Genomic DNA, 25,047 nt, shown 5'->3' with positions numbered 1-25,047 from the left:
TTACACATGTGCCATTTTGGAATACTTGGACCCATACGATGGTAAACACGCCAGGCAAAAACAATGATATAAAGCCATTTGTCGCTGCATTCGCTTTAAATTACATATATTTTCAACAAACAATTAATGAAGTTACACACTAAGATTTTTATTGGTATGATATTCGGCATTGTAGCCGGATTAATTGTTAAAAGCTTGGGGTTGCCTCAGGATACGCTAAACACCATTATCAAATGGGTTGAACCCGTAGGGAAAATATTTATGAATCTTATTTTCATGATGGTCATCCCGCTCATTCTATCCGCCCTGATTTTAGGCATAGCCGAAATTGGCGATGTGAAGAAGCTTGGCCGCATGGGAATAAAACTCTTGATTTATACGATAGTGGTCAGTTTCATTGCCGTGCTCATTGGCGTGACGATGGTCAATGTATTCAATCCGGGCCAAACGATATCAGCAGATACCCGGGAATACCTCATCGGTGAATTTGGTGCCGAAGCGGCCAAAGCAAAAGCGCAGGCAGCGGCCATCGAAGCAGACGAACGTACGGTGGGCGATATCCTGGCCCAAATTGTACCGCGCAATCCATTTGATGAAATGGTAAACGCCTTCAATTCAAACCATACAGGAGGCGGCTTACTGTCCGTGATGTTCTTTGCCTTGATTTTCGGGGTAGCCATGGCAGCCGTAGGTGAAGAGAAGACTGCCACATTAAAACATTTCCTCGAAGGGCTTTATGAAGTCGTCATTAAAGTGATCGGCTATGCCATGGCCCTTGCACCGTATGGCGTAGCGGCACTCCTCTTCAATATGGTACTGAACGTTGGTGCAGATTTTCTATTGTCCTTGCTGTGGTATGTACTTATCGTATTAGGGGCATTGGCCATACACCAGTTTGTGGTATACTCCATTATCCTGAAATATTTCGCCAACCGCAATCCCGTACAGTTTATGAAGGACATGGGCGAAGTGACGCTCACCGCTTTTTCCACCAGCTCAAGCAACGCCACCTTGCCCACGGCGATACGGGTAAGTGTAGAAAAGCTTAAAATCCCCAAATCCATCGCTCATTTTGTGCTCACTATCGGTAGTACGGGCAACCAAAACGGCACTGCCTTATTTGAAGGTATTACCGTATTATTCCTTGCTCAGGTTTTCAATGTAGAGTTGACGTTGGGTTCTCAGATTACAGTGGTATTGCTCTGCATATTGGCGGGTGTCGGTACAGCTGGTGTGCCCGGCGGCTCCTTGCCCGTTATTGTTACCATCCTGGTGTCTATCGGCGTACCTGGCGAGGCCATAGCACTCATCTATGGCGTTGACCGCATCCTGGATATGTCGCGCACCACGCTTAATGTCAATGGCGACATCACCGCAGCAGCCTATATCCAACACGTAGAAGAAAAGGCGGGCAGACTGTATAAAGAAGAGTAAGCATCTATCGCTACAGTTCTCAATCCGTGCTTCATCATCAAGCAAGTTGACCATCCGTTGACTTGCTTTTTTTGTAGTTATTCCATATATTTGTCATACTAATTATTATTATACTAATGGAGCAATATAATGCCTATTCGTTCTTATTGGATCGCACAGCCCGCCGCGTGAAACAATATGCACAGTACCAATTTAATTGCAGGGAATTTGGCATCACCGTAGATCAATGGGCGATACTGAAAAACCTCAAACAATATGCAGATCTATCTCAAAAGGAGCTTGCCGAGTACTGTGGCAAGGATCAGCCCACCCTTACCCGTATTGTCGATCTATTGGTCGGCAAGAAGCTGGTCGAACGCAGGATACACCCAACGGACAGGCGAAGTTTCATTGTGCACCTCACTGCAGCAGGCGATCAAAAAATTGAGGCACTCTCCAACAGTGTCAATGAAATTCGTATGCAGGCCTGGCAAAACCTGAATGAAGCGGATTTCGAACATTTGAAACGCATATTAAATACCATATACACCAACTTGGAACTTGATAATGGAAACACAAGCATCGATGGCTAAACACCAAAAGCCAAACGCCAATAAGCTTATAACGACAGATCTATGCATCATCGGTGCCGGGCCAGTAGGACTGTTTGCCGTATTTGAAGCGGGGCTGCTCAAAATGCGGTGCCACCTCATCGATGCATTACCACAAATTGGCGGTCAATTGTCCGAGATTTATCCCCATAAACCCATATATGACATCCCTGGCTACCCTTCTATCAATGCTCAGGTGCTCATTGACAACCTACTGGAGCAGATAAAGCCGTTCAATCCTACATTCACCTTTGGCGAACGTGTGGAAGCGCTGGAGCGGCAAGCCGATGGTTCTTACCATATCATTGGCAATGCACACACGGAGATCCATACACAGGTCGTGGTCATCGCGGGAGGGCTCGGCTCCTTTGAGCCCCGCAGGCCCGAGGTTCCCCGCTTGGTCGAGTTTGAGGGCAGGGGGGTAGCCTATATGGTCAAAAATCCCGAGCATTACCGTGACAAGCGGGTGATTATAGCGGGGGGTGGAGACTCAGCATTGGATTGGACAGTCTTTCTAAGCGGCATTGCCAAAGAAGTGACATTAGTACATCGCAGCGATAGTTTCCGGGGAGCTCCCGACTCCGCGGAAAAAGTTTTCAGCCTCGCCAAGCACGGAAAAATAAAGCTTTTATTACAAAGCAACCTCCATCGCGTCGAAGGCAATGGTGCATTGAGCCATGTAGCGATCTTGGATAAAGCGAAAAAGGAAATTATACTGGAGGCCGATGCGTTAATCCCGCTTTTTGGTTTAAGCCCCAAACTGGGGCCAATAGCCCATTGGGGCCTTACCATTGATAAATCGGCCATTGCTGTGGATACGGTCGATTACTCCACCCGTGTGGAACGCATTTATGCCATAGGGGATATCAACACGTATCCCGGCAAACTGAAGCTCATCCTCTGCGGTTTTCACGAGGCTGCATTGATGGCCCAAAGCGCATTCAAATATGTACATCCCGCAGAAAAGTTGAGTTTCAAATATACCACCGTCAACGGTGTAAATGCTTTTTAATTCATCCCGACATGGAAGCGAACATTCACATTACCGTAGAAGGCCAAAATGGCGAAATCCGGCAACTGGAGATACCTGAGGGTATCAACCTCAGTTTGATGGAGGTGCTTAAGGCTTCCGATTATCCTATCCTCGCCACCTGTGGCGGTATGGCATTATGTGCCACCTGCCATATTCATGTGCTTGAGGGCTTGGAAAACCTCGAACCGCACACAGATGCCGAACTGGACATGCTGGATACCCTTCCCGATGCCGACGAGTACAGCCGCTTGGCTTGCCAGATCCGGCTCACTCCATCAATAGATGGACTAAAAATCCGTGTGTCTGGAAACAATTAAGGTTACCATCCGTTCATCATCAATAGATGGGTTGATTAAAAACACATAAAAATGAAGACGCAATATACCGACAATAAATTTCCAAGGGTCGTGGTCGTAGGCGGCGGCTTTGGTGGAATAGAGGTGGCTAAGAAACTCAAAAACAAGGAAGTTGAGGTCCTGTTGCTGGATCGCAACAACCACCATACCTTCCAGCCTTTACTGTATCAGGTGGCTACCGGCACGTTGGATGCACCGTCTATTGCCTTTCCGCTACGCAAGATGTTCAGGAAACAGGAAAATTTCACCTTCCGCATCGCCGACGTACACGGCATCGATGGGATCCAAAAAACACTCCATACCGATATTGGCGACATTGCTTATGATTATCTTGTCATTGCCACGGGAGCTACCACCAATTTCTTTGGCAACAAAGATTTGGAATACTATGCCATGCCAATGAAAAATGTGCGGGAAGCGGTAAACATCCGCAGTTTCCTGCTTCAAAACATCGAAGAGTCACTATTAGCGTTTACCGAAACAGCGCGGACTCCTTTCCTCAACTTTGTGGTTGTAGGCGGTGGCCCCACCGGCGTGGAACTCTCCGGAGCCATTGCCGAAATCCGCAATCACATCCTTTCAAAAGATTATCCCGAGCTTAAAAGGGAAGATATGAATGTCTACTTAGTGGAAGGACTTCCCAAAATACTGGCCAACTTATCCCCACAAGCCTCTGCAAAAGCTGAGTTATACCTCAAAGAGCTCGGGGTAAAAGTGTTGCTGAATGTGCAAGTGACCGGGTACAATGGCGAGATCATTACATTTGCCGACGGCAAAAGCATCCCTACCAAGACGGTACTTTGGTCTGCAGGCGTCATGGGCCAATTTCCGGTAGGCATCAATCCGGACATCGTCGTACGGGGCAACCGCATACGCATCGATGAGGAATGCCGGGTTGTCGGTATGAATGACGTATTTGCCATTGGTGATGTCGCTGCAATGATCACCGAAGAACTGCCCCGTGGGCATCCCGGCGTAGCACCCGTCGCCCAGCAGCAAGGACGGTTCGTTGCCAAAAACATCGTACGGTTGTTGAACAATCAGCCCACCGAAAAATTCAAATACTTTGACAAAGGCTCCATGGCCACCATCGGACGCAATAAAGCCGTGGTCGACATAGGTAAAGTCCGCTTTCAGGGTTTCTTCGCATGGTGGATATGGATGTTTGTACACCTCATGTCGCTTGTAGGCTTCCGCAACAGGGTGGTTACCTTCATCAACTGGGCGATAAACTACCTTACATTCAATGCGGGCATCCGACTCATTATCCATAAATACAGGCGTCCACCAAAGCGCACGGAGGAGCCGAGCGAAATGAGCGAATCACATCGGTAGTTTTTCCAGGAAAACGTTGCCGCCTTCGTACGAAATCGCTAATTTGCGGCAATGGACAATAAGCAAATTGCAAAGACCATCAAACGGTATGCACAGCTCATGGAGCTGCATGAAGAAAATGCTTTCCGTATCAAAACCATTGCCGCTGCGGCCTTCAAACTGGATAAGCTACCTTTTCTCATCACCCCACAATCCATTGACCGCCTTAGTGAAGTGCCTGGTATTGGTAAAAGTACGGCCCAGAAAATCGCATCATTGCTAGATACCGGTACGTTTCCCGAGTTGGATAGCTTGCTGGCAGCTACACCAGCGGGTATCCTGGAGCTACTTACCATCAAAGGCCTTGGCCCCAAGAAGATTCAGATCATTTGGCAGACGTTGGGTATTGAGACCGTTGGCGAATTATATTACGCGTGCAACGAAAATCGCTTGATAACAGCCAAAGGCTTCGGTTTGAAAACGCAAGAGGAAATCAAGCGGGCCATCGAGTTTTCCATCGCCAACCAGGGATGGTTTTTGTATGCCAACGTCGAGAAGCTTGCCGATGATGTCCTCGCAGCGCTGCGTGCTTGGTTGCCCAATGACCGTAAAATCGCCTATACCGGCGATTTTCGCAGGAAATGCGAAGTTTTGAAAACCATAGATATCCTTGTTGAGGCACCCATGAGTGAGCTAACAGAAGCTGTCGCCAAAGTAGATACATTGGCTATCAAAGCGTTTGAACCCCCTACCCTGCTTGAAGCCCGAAACAATATTGGCATGACGTTCCGTTTTATCCCTGTAGATTCAGTTTCATTCTCCCGCCAGTTGCTCATTACAACGGGATCTGACGAACACCTTCGGCAATTGGACGAGCTGCTGGTCGAGGGGCAGCTTCCCGAATTTGAGTCGGAAGAAACCATCTACCAATCCCTCGGCCTGCAATACATCGAGCCCGAGCTCCGTGAAGGCACCAACGAAATTGCATTGTCTCGTACGGACACGCTTCCGGTGCTCATTACTTATACAGACCTTCGTGGTGCCCTGCACAATCACAGTACCTACAGCGATGGCGTCCATACACTGGAAGAGATGGCCCTGTATTGCCGCGATAAGCTTCGCCTGGAATACTTGGGCATCTGTGACCATTCCAGAACAGCAGTCTACGCCAAGGGGCTGACCATCGAACGGGTGCAGGAACAATGGGCTGAAATCGATGCCCTGAACGCACGCCTTGCACCATTCCGTGTCTTCAAGGGCATCGAATCCGATATCCTCGGGGACGGTTCGCTGGATTACCCCGATGAAGTCCTCGCGGGTTTTGATTTTGTGGTGGCTTCCGTCCATTCCAATCTTAATATGGATGTTGAAAAAGCCACCAATCGGCTCCTTCGGGCCATTGAAAATCCTTTCACAACCATCCTGGGACATCCCACGGGCCGCCTACTACTGAGCCGTTCCGGATATCCTATCGATTATGCACGCATTATTGATGCTTGTGCCGCCAATCGGGTTGTCATCGAAATCAACGCCAATCCCCTACGGCTCGACCTCGATTGGCGTTGGCATCGGTATGCTGTCGAAAGGGGTGCACTACTCTCCGTCAATCCCGATGCCCATCGCAACGGCGGCTTCCATGACATGCAGTATGGTGTGTATGTAGCCCGCAAAGGCGGCGTGGCTGCCTCGAACTGCCTGAACACGTTTTCATTAACCCAAATCACCCGGTATTTTGAACAACGGAAACCAAATTTCGGTTAACATCCGTTACTTTTTATCCACTATCTTTTATTAGCTTTGAAAGTCCCATGTTTACTGAACAAACATACACCACGCGCAGGGAAACACTGTCAAAACAGGTTTCCGCTGGCATCATCCTGCTGTTGGGCAATAGTGAAAGTCCCATCAATTTTAGGGACAATGCCTATCCATTCCGGCAAGACAGTACCTTTCTCTATTACTTTGGCATCCAATCGTCCGATCTGGCAGCCATCATTGATATTGACAAGGGCCATACCACGATTTTCGGCGATGAATTGAGCATGGATGCCATCGTTTGGATGGGCAGGCAGGAAACGTTGAAAGAAAAAGCTGCCAAATCGGGCGTCGTCGATACCCTGCCATCCAACGCACTGGCACAGGCCATACAAGCCGTCCAGCAACAACGCAGGCCTATCCATTTCCTTCCGCCTTACCGAGCTTCCAACCGCATCACGCTTGCTCAACTATTAACAATACCACTTCTTGATGTCGCACATGCGGCCTCCGTGCAACTCATCAAGGCCGTTGTCGCACAGCGATCCATCAAGTCCGTGGACGAAATCGCCGAAATCGAAAAGGCCGTAGATACCAGCGTTGCCATGCACTTGGAGGCCATGCGGCTCGCTCGTCCTGGTATGGCTGAATATCAACTCGCTGCGGCAGTAAACCATATTGCCCAGCAGACTGGCGGTACCCTCGCCTACCCTACCATCCTTACTGTTCGTGGCGAAATATTGCACAACCATTACCATGGCAACGTAATGGCTGAGGGACAGCTGCTGCTCAACGATTCCGGTGCAGAGACTGCCATGGGGTATGCCGGTGACCTCACACGCACATTCCCCGTTGGCAAACGGTTCACTATGGTACAAAAAGAGGCTTACGAAGTCGTCCTCCATGCACTTCAGGCGGCTACCGAGGCGCTCAAGCCCGGCACGCGCTACCTGGATATCCATTTCCTATCATGCCGGATGCTTGTTGAAGGGTTGAAAATGCTGGGGTTGATGCATGGCGACACAGACGAAGCTGTGGCGGCAGGTGCCCACACATTGTTTTTCCAATGTGGTACGGGCCATATGATAGGGCTCGACGTACACGATATGGAAGACCTGGGTGAGCAATATGTGGGTTATACCGATACACTTCCAAAAGATACCACCACATTCGGATTGAAATCCCTACGGCTGGGCAAGGCGCTGCAACCTGGTTATGTGCTTACCGTAGAGCCGGGACTGTATTTCATTCCCGAATTGATTGAACAATGGAAGGCAGCAAACAAACTCCCCCAGTTTATTCACTATGATAAAGTAGAAGCATTCAAAAACTTTGGCGGTATCCGCATTGAGGATAATGTTGTCATTACCGAGACAGGACACCTCATATTGGGAAAACCGCTCGCCAAAACTGTCTCCGCGATTGAGTCCATACGGAGCGAAGCGTTTTGATGAAACTCAACAAACATGGATTTGAACGATGTATATGAATAATATCCGTAGAGCCATTTTTAGTACATGGTATGTACTTTTTGTATTCACGGTATGCACTTTGGGGATAAACCACGTAGTGAATGCCCAATTCGGCCAGCAGACACAGTGGTCGGTTGACGGCCGGGCGATCATTACACTGGAACAGGATGAGATTATCGAAGCATCCGTGATCAATCCCCAACAGCATACCGTATTGGCTTCAAAAGCTGCGCTTACTCCTGCTGACGGCACAGCCCCATTAGCCGTGAGGCGCTTTTCCCTGTCGCAAGACCGAAATAACATCCTCATCAGTACCAATACCATGCGTGTATGGCGGTATGACACCCGGGGCGACTACTGGGTATACAACCGCCGGGCCAATACACTCAAACAAGTAGGCACACGTTTTCCATCATCATCCCTGATGTATGCCAAGCTCTCACCCGATGGTAGCAAAGTAGCCTATGTGAGCGATCACAACTTGTATGTGGAAGATCTCGACAGCGGAACCGTTACAGCCCTGACACAGGATGGCACCGATCGCATTATCCATGGCACGTTTGACTGGGCTTATGAGGAAGAATTCGGTTGCCGCGATGGATTCCGTTGGTCGCCCGACGGCCGAAAAATTGCTTTTTGGACCATTGATGCACGTACCATCCGTAATTTTCTATTGATCAACAATACCGATTCAGCATATTCCTACACCATCCCTGTAGAATACCCTAAAGTGGGCGAAACACCCAGCGGCGCTTTTATTTCCGTTGTAGATATCGCCAATGAACGGATAGTCAAGATGAGTATACCCGGTGACCCCGTGCAACATTACCTACCCCGGATGGAATGGGCGGCCAACGGCGACCAACTGATTATTCAGCAGCTCGATCGCAAGCAACAGGAGAGCAACGTGTACCTTGCCAATGTGGTGGATGGCCAATGTACGCGGATTTACCAAGAAACGGATGAAGCTTGGATTGACGTCAAAGGGCGGTGGAACGATGACGATCCCGCTGGATGGGAATGGATAGATGGCGGAAAGGCATTTATCTGGGTAAGTGAAAAGGACGGTTGGCGGCACCTGTACCGCATCGACCGCCAAGGCAATGAAAAGCTCCTCACCCCCGGCGATTACGATGTTATTAATATTGCCCGCATTGATGAAGCAAAGGGCTATGTCTACTTTTCAGCCTCACCCGAAAACGCCACGCAGCGGTACTTATATCGCGTAGCGCTGGCGGGCGGCACAGCCGAACGAATCACTCCCGAAGGGCAAGAAGGCACCCACGACTACACCATCTCCCCCAATGGTATGATTGCCTTGCACCAATACAGCAGCCATACGGCCATCAGCCGTGGGCACGTGGTAAGCCTGCCGGATCACAAGACGTATGTTGACGGACAGTACCATGAAGTGCCTGCGGAGGAGCGCCGCGTGGAGTTTTTCAAGGTGACTACCACAGATGGTATCGAGATGGATGGCTGGATGGTAAAACCCACAGCCTTTGATCCCAGCAAAAAATATCCCGTAGTTTTTTATGTCTATGGTGAGCCCGCAGGGCAGACGGTTGTAGACAGCTATGGCACCAGCGCCAACCGACTCTATCAAGGGGATATGGCAGGCGATGGCTACCTCTACATCTCCGTAGAAAACCGTGGTACTCCTGCGCCAAAGGGTCGAGCGTGGCGCAAGGCCATCTATAAAAATATTGGCATCCTGAATGTCCGTGACCAGGCCATGGCCGCCAGGGAAATCCTGAACTGGCCCTTTGTGGATTCCACCAGGGTTGCTGTGTGGGGATGGAGCGGCGGTGGCTCATCCACACTCAACCTCCTCTTTCAATATCCCGAAATTTACCAAACCGGCATTGCCATAGCCGCCGTAGGCAACCAACTGATGTATGACAACATCTATCAAGAACGCTACATGGGTATTCCCCAAGAAGACCGCAAGCCGTTTGTCGAGGGTTCACCGGTGACCCACGCGCGGCATCTCCGGGGCCACCTGTTGTATATCCATGGTACCGGGGATGACAATGTGCACTACCAGAATGCCGAATTGCTCATCAACGAACTGATCAGCTATAATAAGCAATTCTCGCTCATGGCCTACCCCAACAGGAGCCACAGCATCAGCGAAGGAGAAGGAACATCCCACCACCTCTCCACCCTGTACACTAATTTCCTCAGACAACATTGCCCGCCAGGTGGACGGTAAGACAACAAAACATGAACTATTCATTCATCCTCATTTGTTTATTAGCGGTATCCGCACAGGCCAATGCCCAACTGTTTGTTCCGGCAAGCCAATTATTTAGCCGGGCCGACTCCCTACGTGGGCAGCTCACGCCGTTGCGCACCTGCTATGACATTAATTACTACCATCTTGATGTCAAGGTCGATCCGGATGCGCGCTATATCAGCGGATCCAACCTATTCCGCTTCACAGCCGTCGAAGATTTCTCCCGTTTGCAATTCGATTTGTTTGACAACCTACGCATTGACCGCGTGGTATACCATGGACGGGAACTACCCTTCCAGCGGGAATACAACGCCGTATTTATCGACTTTCCCGCGCAGGTGGCCAAAGGGCAGTTAGACTCGTTCGCCGTATACTATTCCGGCAATCCTATACAGGCCAAGCGCGCGCCTTGGGACGGGGGCTTTGATTTCAAGAAAGACAGCAATGGCAAGCATTGGATAGCCACGGCCTGCCAGGGGTTGGGAGCGAGTGTATGGTGGCCTAATAAAGACCACCAATCTGACGAGGTAGACAGCATGCTCATCAGCATCAGCGTCCCACAGGGACTCACCAATGTGTCAAACGGCCGATTCCGTGGCCGTCAGGATCTCGGCGATGGTTATACTCGTTTCAATTGGTTTGTCAGCAATCCCATCAACAATTATAATGTAGCCGCCAACATCGGGGATTATGTCCACTTCGCAGATACCTTCCACGGTGAGCAGGGGGTGCTCGATCTCGATTATTGGGTGCTCCGTGAAAACGAAGTAAAGGCCAAGCCGCATTTTGATGCCAACGTCAAACCGATGCTCCGTGCCTTTGAATACTGGTTTGGCCCTTATCCATTTTATGAAGACGGCTATAAACTGGTTGAAACCGCCCACCTCGGCATGGAACACCAAAGCGCCGTGGCCTATGGCAATAAATACCAAAACGGTTACCTAGGCCGCGACGGATCCGGTACCGGCTGGGGCAACAAGTGGGATTTCATCATCATCCACGAGTCAGGACATGAATGGTTTGGCAACAACATCACCTCCAAGGATCTCGCTGATATGTGGATACACGAGAGCTTCACCAACTATTCCGAATCGCTTTATATTGACTACCATTACGGCAAGCGGGCCAGCCAGGAATATGTCCATGGCAATCGCCGGGGTATCCAGAACCTTTCCCCCATAATCGGTGCCTACCACGTTAATAACGAAGGGTCCGGCGACATGTATAACAAGGGGGGGGTGTTGCACAACATGGTACGCATCCTCATCAATGACGATGAAAAATGGCGGCAAATCCTACGCGGGCTTAATAAGCAGTTTTACCACCGCACGGTTGATTATGCGGATATTGTGGATTACATCAGCAAGCAATCCGGCAAGGATCTATCCAGCGTCTATGCACAATATGTGCGTCATGCAACCATTCCAACGCTGGAATTTTTCTTCAATCCCGATGGCAAGGCTTTCTGCCGCTGGATTGCGGACGAACCGGATTTCAACATGCCTGTGCGGATACGCATTAAGGGGGATGAATACCGCTTTATCCAACCTACACGGCGCCTCACCCCCATTGACATTGCAGGGCTTGCACCCGGTAATCTTCAGGTAGACACCTTCAATTTCTACATCGGCATATTGATCAATGAGTAAAACTTAGCGCTTAGCTAATACCGCCTTATAGTTATCAAGAGAACTCACCCGGTTGATGAAACTGCAAAAATCAGCATATTGTTCGGCCGGAAACGTGCCCTCGTTAAGTGTGAACTTGCGATAATATGAAATTTTGTTCCCTTCTTGTTTGATTACGCTATAATAATAGCCGAATGCACTATCAATTTCTTCCTCCACCGGTTGCGACAGGTGATAACCCTCAGGCAATGCATAGCTGATGCTATCCTCATCGGTATAACCCCGGTTGATATAAAGTGGCAATACTCGGTTTTTCACGGCAGGAATTGTACTCCGCCGATTAAAAGCATTCGGAATAAGGAATACCTGCCCATTGTTCTCCGGCACATAAGCTGCCAATGCCACTTGGAAAGCCTCAACCAGCGTAGGCACCGCTTCATCACGTTTTTGATACTTAAGTTGGCTAAAAGAAATCTGGTCGATATCATATGCATCCTTCAACAGCTTCACCTGCTCCGACCCATTGCTTTCAGCAATTTCCAAGTGGTTGTCATATTGCCCGGCAGTAAATACCGTTTCCACGCGGCCGGAAACTGTCCCCTTAACATCAAGCGCCAACTCCGCAGTTCTACGTTGTGTGCTTGCCGTCACCGCATAGTGTGGCGTGCGCAGCAGCAGTCCGCCTTCCGGCGTACAGGCCCATACTGTGCGGTCGTCCGTAAAAGATCCCAAAAAGCCAAACGGGATACGTTGGTCGGTACACTCCAACCACGTCGTATCCCGCTCAAATGGCAAACACAAAATGACATGATTGCCTTGCTCCATGCCGGCAAAATCAGGCTGGAGATCACGTTTGGTAGCTCCAGCCTCTACCACACAATAATAAGAAGGAATACCTGCTACATTCAGCAATGCCTGCATGTAATTGACCAAACCTTTACAATCGCCATACCCCAGCCTATCCACATCGCTGGCTGCCATGGGTTTAAACCCTCCAATACCGATTTGCACGCTGATATATCGTGTTTTACGTTGCATATACGTGTACAATACCTTCGCTTTTTCCTTATCAGATGCCAAACCCGTTACGAGTTGTTTCACCTCCTGTACCGTCCGTTCGGGTAGTTCCAAACCATCAGCCAACAGTGCATCATACGTCCATTTGCCCAGCTCTCCCCAGTCCGAATAATGTCCATTGTGTTTATAGTAGCTGAAGTTGACCGGCGCTACTTTCACCATGGTTTGGTAGGTTTCCGGATCAGGGCTGAAAGGCTCGTACCGCTGCGCCGGAATATGGATTGCCGTCCATGTCAGGGCTTTTCGGCCATCCGCATTACTTACCTCCGGATCCCCCTTATAATTAGTCGCTTTCACGCGCACGTCATCCGCCGGATCACAGATAAATGTATATTGGCTGTGCACCACAGCCACATCCCGGTAGGCATCGGGTCGCCAAGCTGGGATGATCAAGTTTTGTTTAAGTTCCAACTCATATTCATATTCCACGGTATATGGATAGGACGTCATCGCAGGCAGGAAATGCTTCACGCGGGTGTCTTCATATAACGAAAAGCTGCTTACTGCGCTTTCATCCGTAAAATCCCGCTGTGTAAATTTACCCACCTGAAGACCGTCTGCGTCAAATACCTTTCCGGCGATGCGCTTAATCGCGACATTTTTATCGTAATAGATCACCAGCCGGGCCTTATTTTCCCCCGATCGGTTGAATACCGTGACAGCCTGTTTCACTTGGTAGCGAACCTTGGTAGCCGCCAGCATGTCTGCAACGATGGTCTCCTGGCGTACTACTGCATCAGCCCGGCTCTTCAGCATCGCAGGTATTGCCGATACAGCATACCCCTGTTGTGCATAGCCATCACGTATCACCATCCACAGCATCATCAACATTATCGCTACCCTCATTCTTCCGTCAATTTACGTAGCACCACATCGATTTTTTCCTGTTGGATGATACGGCTGAAAAGTTCCTTCAGCGCAAAATAACTTTCGGGCGGGTAAGTGGCGTGGTTGAGCGCCAGCAGTTGCGAAAAAGAAAACGTATCCTCCAGCAGCTCCGTTTGTGTCAGGTACCTGCCACCCTGATCTGCCAGCGCCAGGTTATAATCATCGGGCTTGGCCGTTACTTCATAATTCCCCGGTAATTTAATGGTGAGCAGCACGCGCTCTTCGCTGGCAGCCCCCATGTCCACGGGATACGTCCGTTCATCCAGGTTAAATGGATTTTTGTTTAACCGATTAATGAAGAAAGGATTAAAGGACATTTCCTGGCCAAGGCTATCCGCATGCAATTTTAATTCCACCTCATAACTTTCTACCAAAGGTGCTTCCAGATTTTCCAATCCGCTGATTTCGCCATTGAGGATATCCACGCTGGCCAGCGTCTCGTCTACGTGTTCGATGTACTCCTCCACCGTGTTGTAGTTGGCCAGCTCTTGCCGCTTACGGTACGCCGCATAGCCTTTGCTTTGTGTCACCAGTTTTCCTTTTAACATTCCATCGGTATGCAGCATTGCATTGAATGTATATTGGGTTGTGGATTTTTGAGACGATTGCAATGTGACCCAATAGGAAGGTTTTTTCAAATTGATGACGCGTCCCTTACCATTGACACAATGTAAGGGGAGTAACCCGAACGGGAGCAGTGGATCCGAGGCATCAAGCAGGTGGTATGCGCCATCAATATTCACCTTGGCCACCACATAATTGAAATCACTCAACACCGGATGCACTTCATTGACCACGCCGTTATCCCGGGTCGAGACCAGCACCGCTTCGGCATCCAATCCAGCGGCAGTCAATCCGGCTATCAAGGCGAGATTGATATCGCCAATATTACCCGATCGACTTTCCAGCGCAGCCTTGACATTGCTTTCGGCATATTTCCCGAGGTAGCGGTTCCACTTGATGTTTTGCTGGACGTACCGATACACAGCTTTGGCCTTATCCATATCATCCGACGCGTCTTTCAATATATTCGCCAGCAAGGGTTTAAACACATTATCCCGTTTCATTTGGCCACCGAAGTCCGGACTGCTCACCAATTCGCGATCGACGTCTCGCCATTCTTTAGTGATTTTCAAATTCGCCCCACTCAACTGATAGATGTCGGACAGTTCAAAATAAATAGCTGACTTAAAATTGCTTGCAGCTGTCATATAATCTTCCGATACAAAAGCTGGGATATTACGCATCCCGTAGATCATCCGTGAGCAATCAATGTCGCGGCCAGCAATCCGGAAACCGCCCTTATGCAACTTGGCATCTTGCGTAGTGAGCGGATATGGCCCCCGTAAAACGACGTTATAGGTATAAAGCCCGGGAATGACCGCTTCAAAAGTGCTGTTGATTTTGGGGATGTCTTCCTGCAGGTACCAAGTCCTGAAATTAAAGATATGTGGAGAAACCAACCGATAGCTATATTCCACGATACTGCCATCCTGCAAATCCGGGAAGGTAAATTTGGTATGGGTCAAATATTTGCTTACTTCTTCCTTAAATAGCTGACCTTTATCCAACGGTGTAGACACCACGCGCCCATCGACAATATTAATGGTGGCTGCCGTAATATCAGACAGGACATCAACCCGCTCACCTGTGTCATCTTTATAAGCAGGCAACACAATATCTGCATGCTTATAGCCGTCTCTATTAAAGATTTTAATGCGAACGTGGTAGTCCACGTACAACTCAGTGATACCTTTCGTATCGTTATACAGCATGAAAGCTTTACCGTACTCGTTAAGTACGGCTGCATTGGAGAAGCTGTCCAAGTCGTTTTTGGCGAGTTTAATATCTTCCGGGCTAAGGGAGCCAAAAGCAAAGTCTTGCGCAACCAAGTAGTAGGGAAAAAAGGCAAGATAGGCCAAGGTCAAGTAGGTTTTCATCTTCGTTGAAACAAATAAATTTAGGCGGCAATATAAAAAATTATTGCTGATTAAAGTTATCAGTTTTTTTGGTAGGTTTGCACATTATTTAAAATACTCATAAAATTCACCGAATGGGTTTGTTTAACTGGTTTACACAAGAAGTTGCGATAGATTTAGGAACTGCCAATACGCTCATTATCCACAATGACAAGGTAGTCGTAGATGAACCCTCCATCGTTGCCTTTGATCGTACTACCAATAAAGTCATTGCAATTGGCCGGCAAGCCATGCAGATGGAAGGCAAGACGCATGACAATATCCGTACAGTACGGCCCTTGAAAGACGGTGTCATCGCCGACTTCAACGCCGCTGAGCATATGATTCGCGGCATGATAAAGATGGTCAACAACGGCAAAGGCTGGTTTTTTCCATCGCTTCGCATGGTCATCTGCATTCCGTCCGGCATCACCGAAGTAGAAAAACGTGCTGTACGTGACTCGGCTGAGATAGCCGGAGCCAAGGAAGTATATTTAGTACATGAGCCCATGGCAGCTGCCGTTGGAATTGGCATAGATGTAGAAGAGCCCATGGGCAATATGGTTATCGATATCGGCGGCGGTACCACAGAGATCGCCGTTATCGCCCTGTCGGGTATTGTATGTGACCAGTCTATCCGCGTAGCCGGAGATAATTTTGATTCCGACATTGTGCAATATATCCGCAGGCAGCACAACATCATGATAGGCGATCGCACGGCAGAAAAAATCAAAATTGAAGTCGGATCGGCATTGCCGGAACTACAGGATCCACCCGATGATTTTGCGGTGCAAGGCCGGGATTTGATGACTGGCGTGCCCAAGCAGATCACGGTATCCTATACTGAAATTGCCCATTGCTTGGACAAATCCATTTCAAAAATAGAAGAAGCAATTTTAAAAGCATTAGAAATCACACCACCTGAACTTTCAGCAGACATCTATCAGACAGGCATCTATTTGACAGGCGGGGGCGCATTGTTGCGTGGCCTGGATAAACGTATTCAAGCCAAGACCAAGCTGCCCGTACACGTAGCTGAAGATCCGTTGCGTGCCGTGGTGCGTGGCACAGGCATCGCCTTGAAAAACATCGGCACGTTCAAGTTTTTGATGCAATAGATCGGCTGTAAGCCATAGGCATTAAGCTGATGGCCTACGATACAAAGCATAAATATCCGAGGCATGAAGAACCTTTGGCTAATTTTCACGAAGTATAATGCATTTTTTTTGTTCATTGTATTTTTTGGATTGGCTTTTTATTTGGTTGTACGAAACAACACCTTTCAGCGGGCATTGGTCGTCAATTCGTCAAACCATCTCGTTGGTTCGGCTTACGAGAAAATCAATGCCTGGAAAAGTTACCTTTACCTGAGCGAAGAAAATGCGTCGCTGGCCGAAGAAAACGCGGCCCTACGGGAACAGTTGCAGCGCTTTACCATGCCCGATACTATGATACAGGGAGTTGTCAACGATACGGTACACCATGTACAATATCAATATATTGTAGCCAAGGTCACCAACAATAGTATCCACCAACAAAACAACTACATTACACTGGACAAAGGCCGCAAACACGGTATCGAAAGAGGTATGGGCGTCATCTCCAGCAGCGGCATTGTCGGTATCGTCCTCCATGTCTCTGAGCATTTTTGCACAGTGCAATCGCTATTACATAGCGAAACCCGTATCAGCGCAGCATTGGAGGATAGCCAGGCATTCGGTTCATTGGTCTGGGGAGACAATTATGACCCACGCATTGGCACGCTCAAAGATATTCCCAACCATGTGAAGGTTCGAGAGGGTGAATTGATATACACGTCGGGTTTTTCGCTCTTTCCCCCCGGCATATTGGCCGGCAAAGTCGTCCAAACCGGAATTTCAGGTGGGGATAGCTTCTTGGATATCAAAATTGAGCTCAGCACCCAATTCCATAACCTACAGCAAGTGTATGTGGTAAAAAATGTGTTAGCAGCGGAAAAAGCGGCATTGGAATCTCAAAACGACGACAATGGCTAAAGTATTGTTATACAATATTGCCCGTTTTGTTGTGCTGCTGTTGATGCAGGTATTTTTGTTCAAAAACATTGGTTACTACAACCTGGCCACGCCATTTCCCTACATCCTGTTTATCCTATTGCTTCCCGTGGGGATCCCCAATTTTATTCTGTATTGCTTAGCCTTTATCATGGGCGTTTCCGTAGACGCTTTTTACGACACTCTTGGTGTCAATGCCGCAGCATGTGTAGCGCTTGCTTGGAGCCGTATTATGTTTGTCCGCATTACCATCCAGACCGACCATTACGAAAATTACATGACCCCCATCTGGGGTACCGTGCCCTTTAGGTGGTATTTCCTTTATGTACTGGTACTCGCCTTGTTCCATCACACGGTGTTGTTTTCCTTGGAAGCTTTTACTTTCCATCAATTCCATTACACCTTTATCCGTATCTTATTAAGTTGTATCTTTACCGTCATTATCATTTTGTTGTTCAGTCTACTGTTTTATCGAAAAAAGCAGCGTTAAGCTGCCTGTAATACATCCAAAATACGTCAATGAACGGTCTTTTTGAAAGAAAATACATCATTCAGGGCATATTTATAGCCGTGGCAGCTATCATCGCTGCTCGGTTATCTTATCTTCAACTGATCGATAAATCATACCTGCTATCGGCCAACAATAATGTGTTGCGTAAGATGGTTATCTATCCTGCACGGGGTGTCATCCTCGATCGAAATGGCGAGGTGTTGGTTCAAAATGAGCCGGTTTACGACCTTCTCGTGACCCCTCGGGAAGTAAAAGATCTGGATACTGCATTGCTCTGTGAGCTGGTCGGCATTGATAAAGAGGGCTTCCAGCGGCGGATGGCGACTGCAAGAAGCTATTCGCCTTACAAGGCTTCGCAGTTTGAAAAGCAGCTCCCGGCCACCGCATATGCCAAGCTGCAGGAGCACCTGTACAAGTTCAGGGGTTTTTATATCCAAAACCGGACAGTACGTAGCTATCCCGACAGTGTCGCAGCCCAGTTTCTCGGTTATATCCAGGAGGTCAACGACCGCGATATCGAGCGGTCGAACGGTTTCTACCGGCCAGGCGATTACATTGGAGCCAGTGGAGTCGAAAGCGCTTATGAAGATTTGTTACGGGGCCAGCGAGGCGTCAAAAATGTAATGGTCGATGCCTTCAATAGGCCGCAAGGTGCATTCGCGGAAGGTCGGTACGATACGTTGGCTGTCGCTGGTGACGGGCTTATTTCATCACTAGACAAGGATCTGCAACTCCTCGCTGAAAAGCTGATGCGCAACAAGATCGGCAGCGTGGTAGCCATCGAGCCCGCTACTGGTGAAATACTCACGTTTGTAAGTAGCCCCGGCTATGATCCGAATATGATGGTAGGCCGGGAACGGGGCAATAATTATGCAACGCTGCTGCAGGATCCTTATAAGCCCATGTTTATCCGGCCCATTCAGGCCCAATACCCACCGGGCTCGGTATTCAAAGTGGTGAGCGCACTTACTGCCCAGCAGGCGGGCATGATTGATGAGCACACAGTATTCAACTGCCCCGGAGGATACCGCTACGGCGGCGGGCGCATCATGCGTTGCATGCACGTAGACGGACCTACACAACTCATTAAATCCATCCAGCATTCCTGCAATACTTACTATGGTTATACTTATGCCCGGATGATTGACCAACGGGGCATGCCATCTGCGGAATCTTATGACCTTTGGCGGGAGGCCGTGATGAAATTTGGCATCGGGCATTCATTGGGTATCGATTTGCCCGGCGAAAAAAGCGGCTTATTGCCCACTTCTGAGTTCTATACCAAGCGGTATGGCAATGCGAAATGGGGATCCAGCTACAACATATCGCTATCTATCGGCCAGGGCGAAATGGGTATCACCCCCTTGCAGATGGCCAACGTCATGGCTATCGTAGCCAATAGGGGATTCTACTATCGCCCGCACCTTATCAAAGCCATTGGTGAGCAGAAAATCGTAAAGCCCGAGTTCACCGAAAAAATATTTGCCGGAGTAGACGAACAATATTATGAGCCCGTGATTGAGGGCATGAGCCGGGTAGTAAACATACCGGGCGGCACTGGATATTCCGTGAGGATTGCAGACATTGAGATGTGTGGAAAGACAGGTACTGCCCAAAACCCACACGGACAGGACCATGCCGTATTTTTTGCTTTCGCTCCCCGTGAAAATCCCAAAATTGCCATTGCCGTAGTCGTAGAAAATGCGGGGTTTGGTGGTACCTGGGCAGGCCCCATCGTCAGCATGTTGGTCGAAAAATACCTGAAAGATACCGTTACCCTCCCCCAATATATACAAGACCGCATTTACAATGCCGATCTGTTGCCGAAGCCAAAGACGGCAAAGCCGCAGGAAAAAATAGTTAAGACGGGCCCTAACAAACCATCATCACCGCACAAAGAACCCGACGAGGAAGTGCTATTTGTCCATCACAGCGCTTTAGCAAGAAGATATGAATAACCCCCACCGGCATCGACTATTCGGTGGTGAAGTAGATTGGTTTACCATCATCCTTTGGCTATTGCTGTGCATCATTGGCTGGTTTAACATCCACGCAGCGGTATTCGATCCGGAGAATCCTGGGCTATTCAGCATGGCCACCAACTACGGCAAGCAGTCCATCTACATCTTTTCCGCCATGCTGTTAGCTATCGCGATACTCATTGTGGATGCCAAGTTTTACAGTTCCATATCCCCAATTTTGTACGCCATTACTATCCTATTGCTTATTGTCGTACTCATTATTGGACGCAACGTAGGGGGCAACCAAGCTTGGATACCCATTGGTAGCTTCAGGCTGCAACCATCAGAGTTTGCTAAGCTCGCGACCTGTCTGTTGCTGGGCAGGTACCTTAGCACGCAAAGCAACAGAACCCCCAATCTCAAGACCTTGTTTGCCGGTTCCGCTATCGTTTTGCTACCCGTCATTCTAGTCTTGCTCCAGCCCGACACCGGATCCGCTTTAGCCTTTTTCGCGCTGGTATTTGTTTTTTACAGGGAGGGCTATATATCTGGCCCATGGATGCTTTTTGGAGCCCTCTGTATCTTGTTATTTGTACTCACGTTGGCCTTTCATCAGTGGCTGGTTATTGCCGTGATTGCCGCCATCTGCGGGCTGGGTATCTACTATTTCCGGCGACGTCGAAAAGCCATTACCAGCCTGATTGCCCTGTTCGTCATTTCTTCTGCTTACGTCTTTTGCGTAGACTTCGTATACGAAAATGTGCTTCAACCCCATCAACGCAACCGTATTGATGTGATACTCGGCAAGATAGATGATCCGCGTGGCCAGGGGTACAACCTCAATCAATCAATGATTGCCATCGGATCCGGACAGTTTTGGGGCAAGGGCTACCTGCAGGGTACGCAGACCAAGTACAATTTTGTCCCCGAACAGAGTACGGACTTCATTTTCTGCACCATTGGCGAAGAATGGGGGTTCGTCGGCTCGATGGTGGTGATCAGCTTATATGTGACATTATTGCTGCGCATCGTCAATATCGCCGAGCGTCAGCGTACAGCATTTGCCCGCATCTACGCCTATGGCGTCGCGTCTATCCTGTTTTTCCACTTTGCAATCAACATCGGCATGACGATCGGCATCGTTCCAATCATCGGCATTCCTTTGCCATTTATCAGCTATGGCGGCTCGTCGCTCTGGAGTTTTACGATCTTGCTCTTTATTATGCTCAAATTTGATGCTAACAAGAAGGGAATTGTTTAATTACTCATTACCAAATGCGAGGCCCCGCAGGGGACGCAGGGCACTACGCAAATGGCTGCACACATGAATGACTACAAAATTAATAGATTTAGAACAATCTCCTAATTTTTTTATAAAATTTTTATTATTAATAATAGTTGCTTACAAATCTTCCCGTTCCTCCATTGGAACATTGCGAATAAAACCATCATAGTAAGGATTATCCTGATCTGAATAGGTACCGTAAGCATTCAAGAGGTAACCTACCTGTCCATCATCAGCCTGTATTGCATAAATGACAGCCATATCAGCGGGGTCAGATTCCCCTTCAAACCGATACACCTTGACGATGGTTAGTTGGGATGGTGTATACATTTTTGGTTCGCCCTCAAAATAAGCTCCGTCTTTTGCAATAGTAAGTTCCCTGCCATAGCCTTTCTCTTGGAGGCGTTCCATTACGACAGTTATCGGGGTCATGGATCTGGATGTGCTCATCGTGTTTTGTCTTTTATTAGGTTAAAACAAGACTTCCCGGGTAATGTTTACCGGAAAATCAGTAAGCCACCGTATCAAAAAACCGCCGAATAGACAGCCCCGCCAGCCCGGCAACGCCACCCACGAGGACTACTATCAACGTAGCGACAGTGAGTGCCAGCACAATGCCAGGCACGGCAGCCAATGCAGGGGCGCCTGTCGTGAAGATACCCATCACCTTATCCGCTAGGTTCACGCCGGAAATGGCATACAAATATCCACCATATCCCACCCATAATGTCGTGCTCGCCAGAGCAGATGTCCAGAAAGCCTGCCGACCGCTCGTCGCTTTCCACCAGCAGAGAGCGAAGCAAACCGGAGCGATTATCCACCACGGGCCGAAATAGGACAACAACCCGCCAATAAGTATAATTAATGCATACAACATATCTGTTTCATTTTTTGGGTTGTAATACCATGTGACGTTGCAGCCTTTCCGATGCCTCATCCGCACGTTTCATAAACAGTAGCGTATCCAGATCTCCCCGCGCCCAGCGATCTATCATGTTGTCATAATAGGGGCTGCCGGGATTGCCTGACTGACCGCCCGGATACAGTCCATAAGCTACGGGCCATTCCTTATCCAGTTGCACCACCATTCGCCATGAAGGGCCGTCCGTACTTGACGTCGCATTGATGACGCTGTTGCCACCGCCATTGTTAATGTTTACACGGCCGAAAGATGCAAAATTAGGCACGAGGTGCATGATGCGTGTATCTTTGACTTTACCAAGCGCCCATGTGCGTGCCGAAATATCGCCCAGGCGCCTGCGCATTTCCCCTATCGTCTTCTCAAAGCTTTCGCGTATCACGTCGTCGATGGTTTCCACCGTATCCGGCGTACTCACCTTATCAAACCAGCGTGCATCTGGCTCCTTATTGATAAGCTCAAACGTACGATCGAGGCTGGGATACAAGAACTGGTCTTCCCTTGGGAACTCATCGCCCCATATGCCCACCATCAAGTTGTCCAACCAATTTTCAAAAATCGCCGCCCCTACGGCATCCGCGTCATTGCGATAGTTCCAGCGTTCGAGGGCATCAAACTCGGCCGACTGGCGGATGGAATCATCCTTAGCCAATAGTGCCAGCAAACGTGGCAGCACCCGCCGCGCATTCACGTTATACGTATCGTTCTGCAACTGGCGCAAACTATCGGCCGTCGCACCGGTCATCACCTCCAGGCGTTCATTGATTCGGATGGCCCTGGCCGGATGGGTAAAACTCCAGTCGAGATAATACGGATAGGTCGTATCTGTGGGTGATTGGTTGGCCGAACTTACGAAGCCGCGTGGCGAGTTTTTCACCGTGGGGTTCTGCTCCTTCGGTATCCAGCCCTGCCAATCGTGCGCCGCTAACGTGCCATCGAGCAAATACTTACCCTGCCCTTCCCATTTCAGGGGCAATTTCCCACCTGAAGTGATGGCGATGTCGCCCTCATTGCTTGAAAAGACAAAATGCAGGGCAGGTGCCGTAAAATACGTAAGCGCCTTCCGGTAATCGCCATAATTTGCCGCTCGGTTGAGATCATAAAAAGCACGCATGTCCGAATCATCCGTCTCATTTGTTACCCATCGCATGGCATATCCCACCGGTACACCCCTCCGCTCATTAACCGACTCAGCCTTATGGTATACAATCGGTCCATGATGTGTGTAGTACAACGTGTCGTAAACCATTTTGCCCCCTTTCAGCTTGAAGGTTTCGATATGCATCGTTGTCGACTTCCATTGTCCATCATGCCAGTACTCGCTACGGGTTGTATCCTTGAACGCAATACGGTAAAAATCCATCACATCCGATCCTACATTCGTGACGCCCCAAGCAATGTTTTTATTGAATCCGATGATAATAGCCGGCGTACCCGGCAAGGCCACGCCATAGACGTTTACACCCGGCGCGGCCAGTTGCATCTGGTACCAGATGGAAGGCAGAGTCAAGTGCAAATGCGGATCATTGGCCAGCAAGGGCAGACCTGTGGCCGATTTAGCGCTGCCCAGCGCCCAATTGTTGCTCCCAATTTCTGGGCGTGGCTCCGGCATGTACAGATCCATTAAGTTGCTATCCGGTAGCGCCGCCACTTGATTGGGCACAGCGGGTACCGTCAGTGGCAAAAATCCCCATTCCGTACCTTCCGGTATCACGGGCGATTCCATCGCCGGATAACCCGGGAAAAGGTCGGCCACCACGTCTTTGCCATATTTCGCCAACACCTTGGTCAAGCGGTAGTCATTGCTACCCCCATTCAAGGTATTGCGCATATTCATCAACATCAAGATGGATTTATAAACCGACCACCGTTCAGGATGGTAATTCAGCAATTTATATTCCACTGGCAGATCACGGTAATCGAGCTGTTCGATATAAGCATTTACACCCGCCGCATAGGCCTCCAACATCCGATTTACCATGGTATCGGTCTTCAACTTCGTTGCAACGGCTGCAGCTGACCGGGCCATGCCAATGCGGCGGTTAAAGCGGTCATACGCAAGGGCCGCTTCGCCCACTACTTCCGTGAGCCTTCCCGACGCCGCAAGCGTATAAAACTGCATCTGCCACAAGCGGTCACGGGCGATCACGTAGCCTTGCGCGAAGTATAGATCTTCGTCGTTTTGCGCAAAGATGTGCGGCACGGCATTACCGTCATAGCATACGGTCACTTCATCTTTAAGGCCACGCAACAGAAATTCCTGATCTTTTGTACTGGATTCAGCCGCTCCATTTTGCAAAAACCCACTGAATGGGCTAAACATCTTGCCCAGTGGTGGTATCACGCCCCACGAACGGTCAAATACATAAACAAACGCCAACAAGACGAATAGCGGCCAGAAACATTTAATAAATCTCATAACTAGCTAGGCATTGATTCAAAGGCTTTTTACACCCAAACATAACCAATGCCGCCCATACAAGCAAATGTTACGGGCTAAAATCTTTTTAATTTGTTTTTGAAAGCTTAGGTTTCATCGTCCAGCACGGATTATAGTTACTATCACCGCAAAGTATGATTCGTGTCATACCCTA

19 protein-coding genes are annotated in these 25,047 nt (G+C 49.0%); 14 read left to right on the top strand and 5 right to left on the bottom strand.

From position 1 onward, the window contains the following. The first annotated feature begins 126 nt into the window (after positions 1 to 126). The 9 genes from BMW65_RS10460 (at position 127) to BMW65_RS10420 (ending at position 11,842) form a co-directional block, all read left to right on the top strand. Complete coding sequence (locus BMW65_RS10460) at positions 127 to 1,434, top strand: dicarboxylate/amino acid:cation symporter (RefSeq protein ID WP_090605130.1); 1,308 nt, start codon at positions 127 to 129, stop codon at positions 1,432 to 1,434. A 116-nt stretch (positions 1,435 to 1,550) separates the two neighbouring features. Continuing rightward, positions 1,551 to 2,006 (top strand): MarR family winged helix-turn-helix transcriptional regulator, encoded by a 456-nt coding sequence (locus tag BMW65_RS10455; protein WP_245747605.1) that lies wholly within the window; start codon positions 1,551 to 1,553, stop codon positions 2,004 to 2,006. Next, the gene (locus tag BMW65_RS10450) at positions 1,981 to 3,036 is read left to right on the top strand and encodes an NAD(P)/FAD-dependent oxidoreductase (protein WP_245747604.1); all 1,056 of its coding nucleotides are present in this window, start codon (positions 1,981 to 1,983) and stop codon (positions 3,034 to 3,036) included. The genes BMW65_RS10455 and BMW65_RS10450 overlap by 26 nt, the downstream gene beginning before the upstream one ends. An 11-nt stretch (positions 3,037 to 3,047) precedes the next feature. Then, positions 3,048 to 3,374 carry a 2Fe-2S iron-sulfur cluster-binding protein gene (locus BMW65_RS10445; RefSeq protein ID WP_090605125.1) on the top strand — a complete coding sequence of 109 codons (327 nt, stop codon included), beginning with the start codon at positions 3,048 to 3,050 and terminating at the stop codon, positions 3,372 to 3,374. A 51-nt stretch (positions 3,375 to 3,425) separates the two neighbouring features. Then, entirely contained in the window at positions 3,426 to 4,748 is a 1,323-nt protein-coding gene (locus tag BMW65_RS10440; protein WP_090605124.1) for an NAD(P)/FAD-dependent oxidoreductase, read from the top strand. Positions 4,749 to 4,799: 51 nt separating this feature from the next. After that, positions 4,800 to 6,488: a DNA polymerase/3'-5' exonuclease PolX gene (locus BMW65_RS10435; RefSeq protein WP_090605123.1), complete on the top strand. Its 1,689-nt coding sequence runs from the start codon at positions 4,800 to 4,802 to the stop codon at positions 6,486 to 6,488. 47 nt (positions 6,489 to 6,535) lie between these two features. Further along, positions 6,536 to 7,933, top strand: a complete 1,398-nt coding sequence (locus BMW65_RS10430) for an aminopeptidase P family protein (protein WP_090605121.1) — start codon at positions 6,536 to 6,538, stop codon at positions 7,931 to 7,933. Between the two features lie 34 nt (positions 7,934 to 7,967). After that, a complete protein-coding gene (locus BMW65_RS10425; protein ID WP_090605437.1) occupies positions 7,968 to 10,169 on the top strand; it encodes a S9 family peptidase in 2,202 nt (733 codons plus the stop codon). A gap of 11 nt (positions 10,170 to 10,180) precedes the next feature. Next, a complete protein-coding gene (locus BMW65_RS10420; RefSeq protein WP_090605119.1) occupies positions 10,181 to 11,842 on the top strand; it encodes a M1 family metallopeptidase in 1,662 nt (553 codons plus the stop codon). A gap of 3 nt (positions 11,843 to 11,845) precedes the next feature. On the opposite strand, the gene BMW65_RS10415 is transcribed toward BMW65_RS10420, so the two are convergent. After that, on the bottom strand, positions 11,846 to 13,744 hold the full coding sequence (locus BMW65_RS10415) for a DUF3857 domain-containing protein (RefSeq protein ID WP_090605118.1): 1,899 nt from the start codon (positions 13,742 to 13,744) through the stop codon (positions 11,846 to 11,848). Beyond that, positions 13,741 to 15,726 (bottom strand): transglutaminase family protein, encoded by a 1,986-nt coding sequence (locus BMW65_RS10410; protein ID WP_090605116.1) that lies wholly within the window; start codon positions 15,724 to 15,726, stop codon positions 13,741 to 13,743. Before BMW65_RS10410 ends, BMW65_RS10415 begins: the two co-directional genes overlap by 4 nt. A 113-nt stretch (positions 15,727 to 15,839) precedes the next feature. Between BMW65_RS10410 and BMW65_RS10405 the strand changes: the two genes are divergently transcribed. From BMW65_RS10405 to rodA, 5 genes are all read left to right on the top strand, one after another. Next, a complete protein-coding gene (locus BMW65_RS10405) occupies positions 15,840 to 16,862 on the top strand; it encodes a rod shape-determining protein (protein WP_079715972.1) in 1,023 nt (340 codons plus the stop codon). A gap of 63 nt (positions 16,863 to 16,925) precedes the next feature. Then, a complete protein-coding gene (gene mreC / locus BMW65_RS10400) occupies positions 16,926 to 17,759 on the top strand; it encodes a rod shape-determining protein MreC (RefSeq protein WP_090605114.1) in 834 nt (277 codons plus the stop codon). Further along, positions 17,752 to 18,267 carry a rod shape-determining protein MreD gene (locus BMW65_RS10395; protein WP_090605113.1) on the top strand — a complete coding sequence of 172 codons (516 nt, stop codon included), beginning with the start codon at positions 17,752 to 17,754 and terminating at the stop codon, positions 18,265 to 18,267. The genes mreC and BMW65_RS10395 overlap by 8 nt, the downstream gene beginning before the upstream one ends. 29 nt (positions 18,268 to 18,296) lie before the next feature. Continuing rightward, complete coding sequence (gene mrdA / locus BMW65_RS10390) at positions 18,297 to 20,246, top strand: penicillin-binding protein 2 (protein ID WP_090605111.1); 1,950 nt, start codon at positions 18,297 to 18,299, stop codon at positions 20,244 to 20,246. Then, positions 20,239 to 21,510, top strand: a complete 1,272-nt coding sequence (gene rodA, locus BMW65_RS10385) for a rod shape-determining protein RodA (protein WP_090605109.1) — start codon at positions 20,239 to 20,241, stop codon at positions 21,508 to 21,510. The genes mrdA and rodA overlap by 8 nt, the downstream gene beginning before the upstream one ends. Positions 21,511 to 21,651: 141 nt before the next feature. On the opposite strand, the gene BMW65_RS10380 is transcribed toward rodA, so the two are convergent. From BMW65_RS10380 to BMW65_RS10370, 3 genes are read right to left on the bottom strand one after another with little or no spacing between them, the layout of a single operon-like run. Next, on the bottom strand, positions 21,652 to 21,984 hold the full coding sequence (locus BMW65_RS10380; protein WP_143053860.1) for a hypothetical protein: 333 nt from the start codon (positions 21,982 to 21,984) through the stop codon (positions 21,652 to 21,654). A 58-nt stretch (positions 21,985 to 22,042) separates the two neighbouring features. Continuing rightward, entirely contained in the window at positions 22,043 to 22,411 is a 369-nt protein-coding gene (locus tag BMW65_RS23895) for a hypothetical protein (protein ID WP_143053859.1), read from the bottom strand. A gap of 7 nt (positions 22,412 to 22,418) precedes the next feature. Further along, positions 22,419 to 24,872, bottom strand: a complete 2,454-nt coding sequence (locus BMW65_RS10370) for a penicillin acylase family protein (RefSeq protein WP_090605105.1) — start codon at positions 24,870 to 24,872, stop codon at positions 22,419 to 22,421. Positions 24,873 to 25,047: the final 175 nt, after the last annotated feature.

Source organism: Parapedobacter koreensis, from assembly GCF_900109365.1.
Lineage (GTDB): Bacteria > Bacteroidota > Bacteroidia > Sphingobacteriales > Sphingobacteriaceae > Parapedobacter > Parapedobacter koreensis.
The sequence above is the reverse complement of the archived record's forward strand: the minus strand, read 5'-3'. Positions and strand labels throughout refer to the sequence as shown.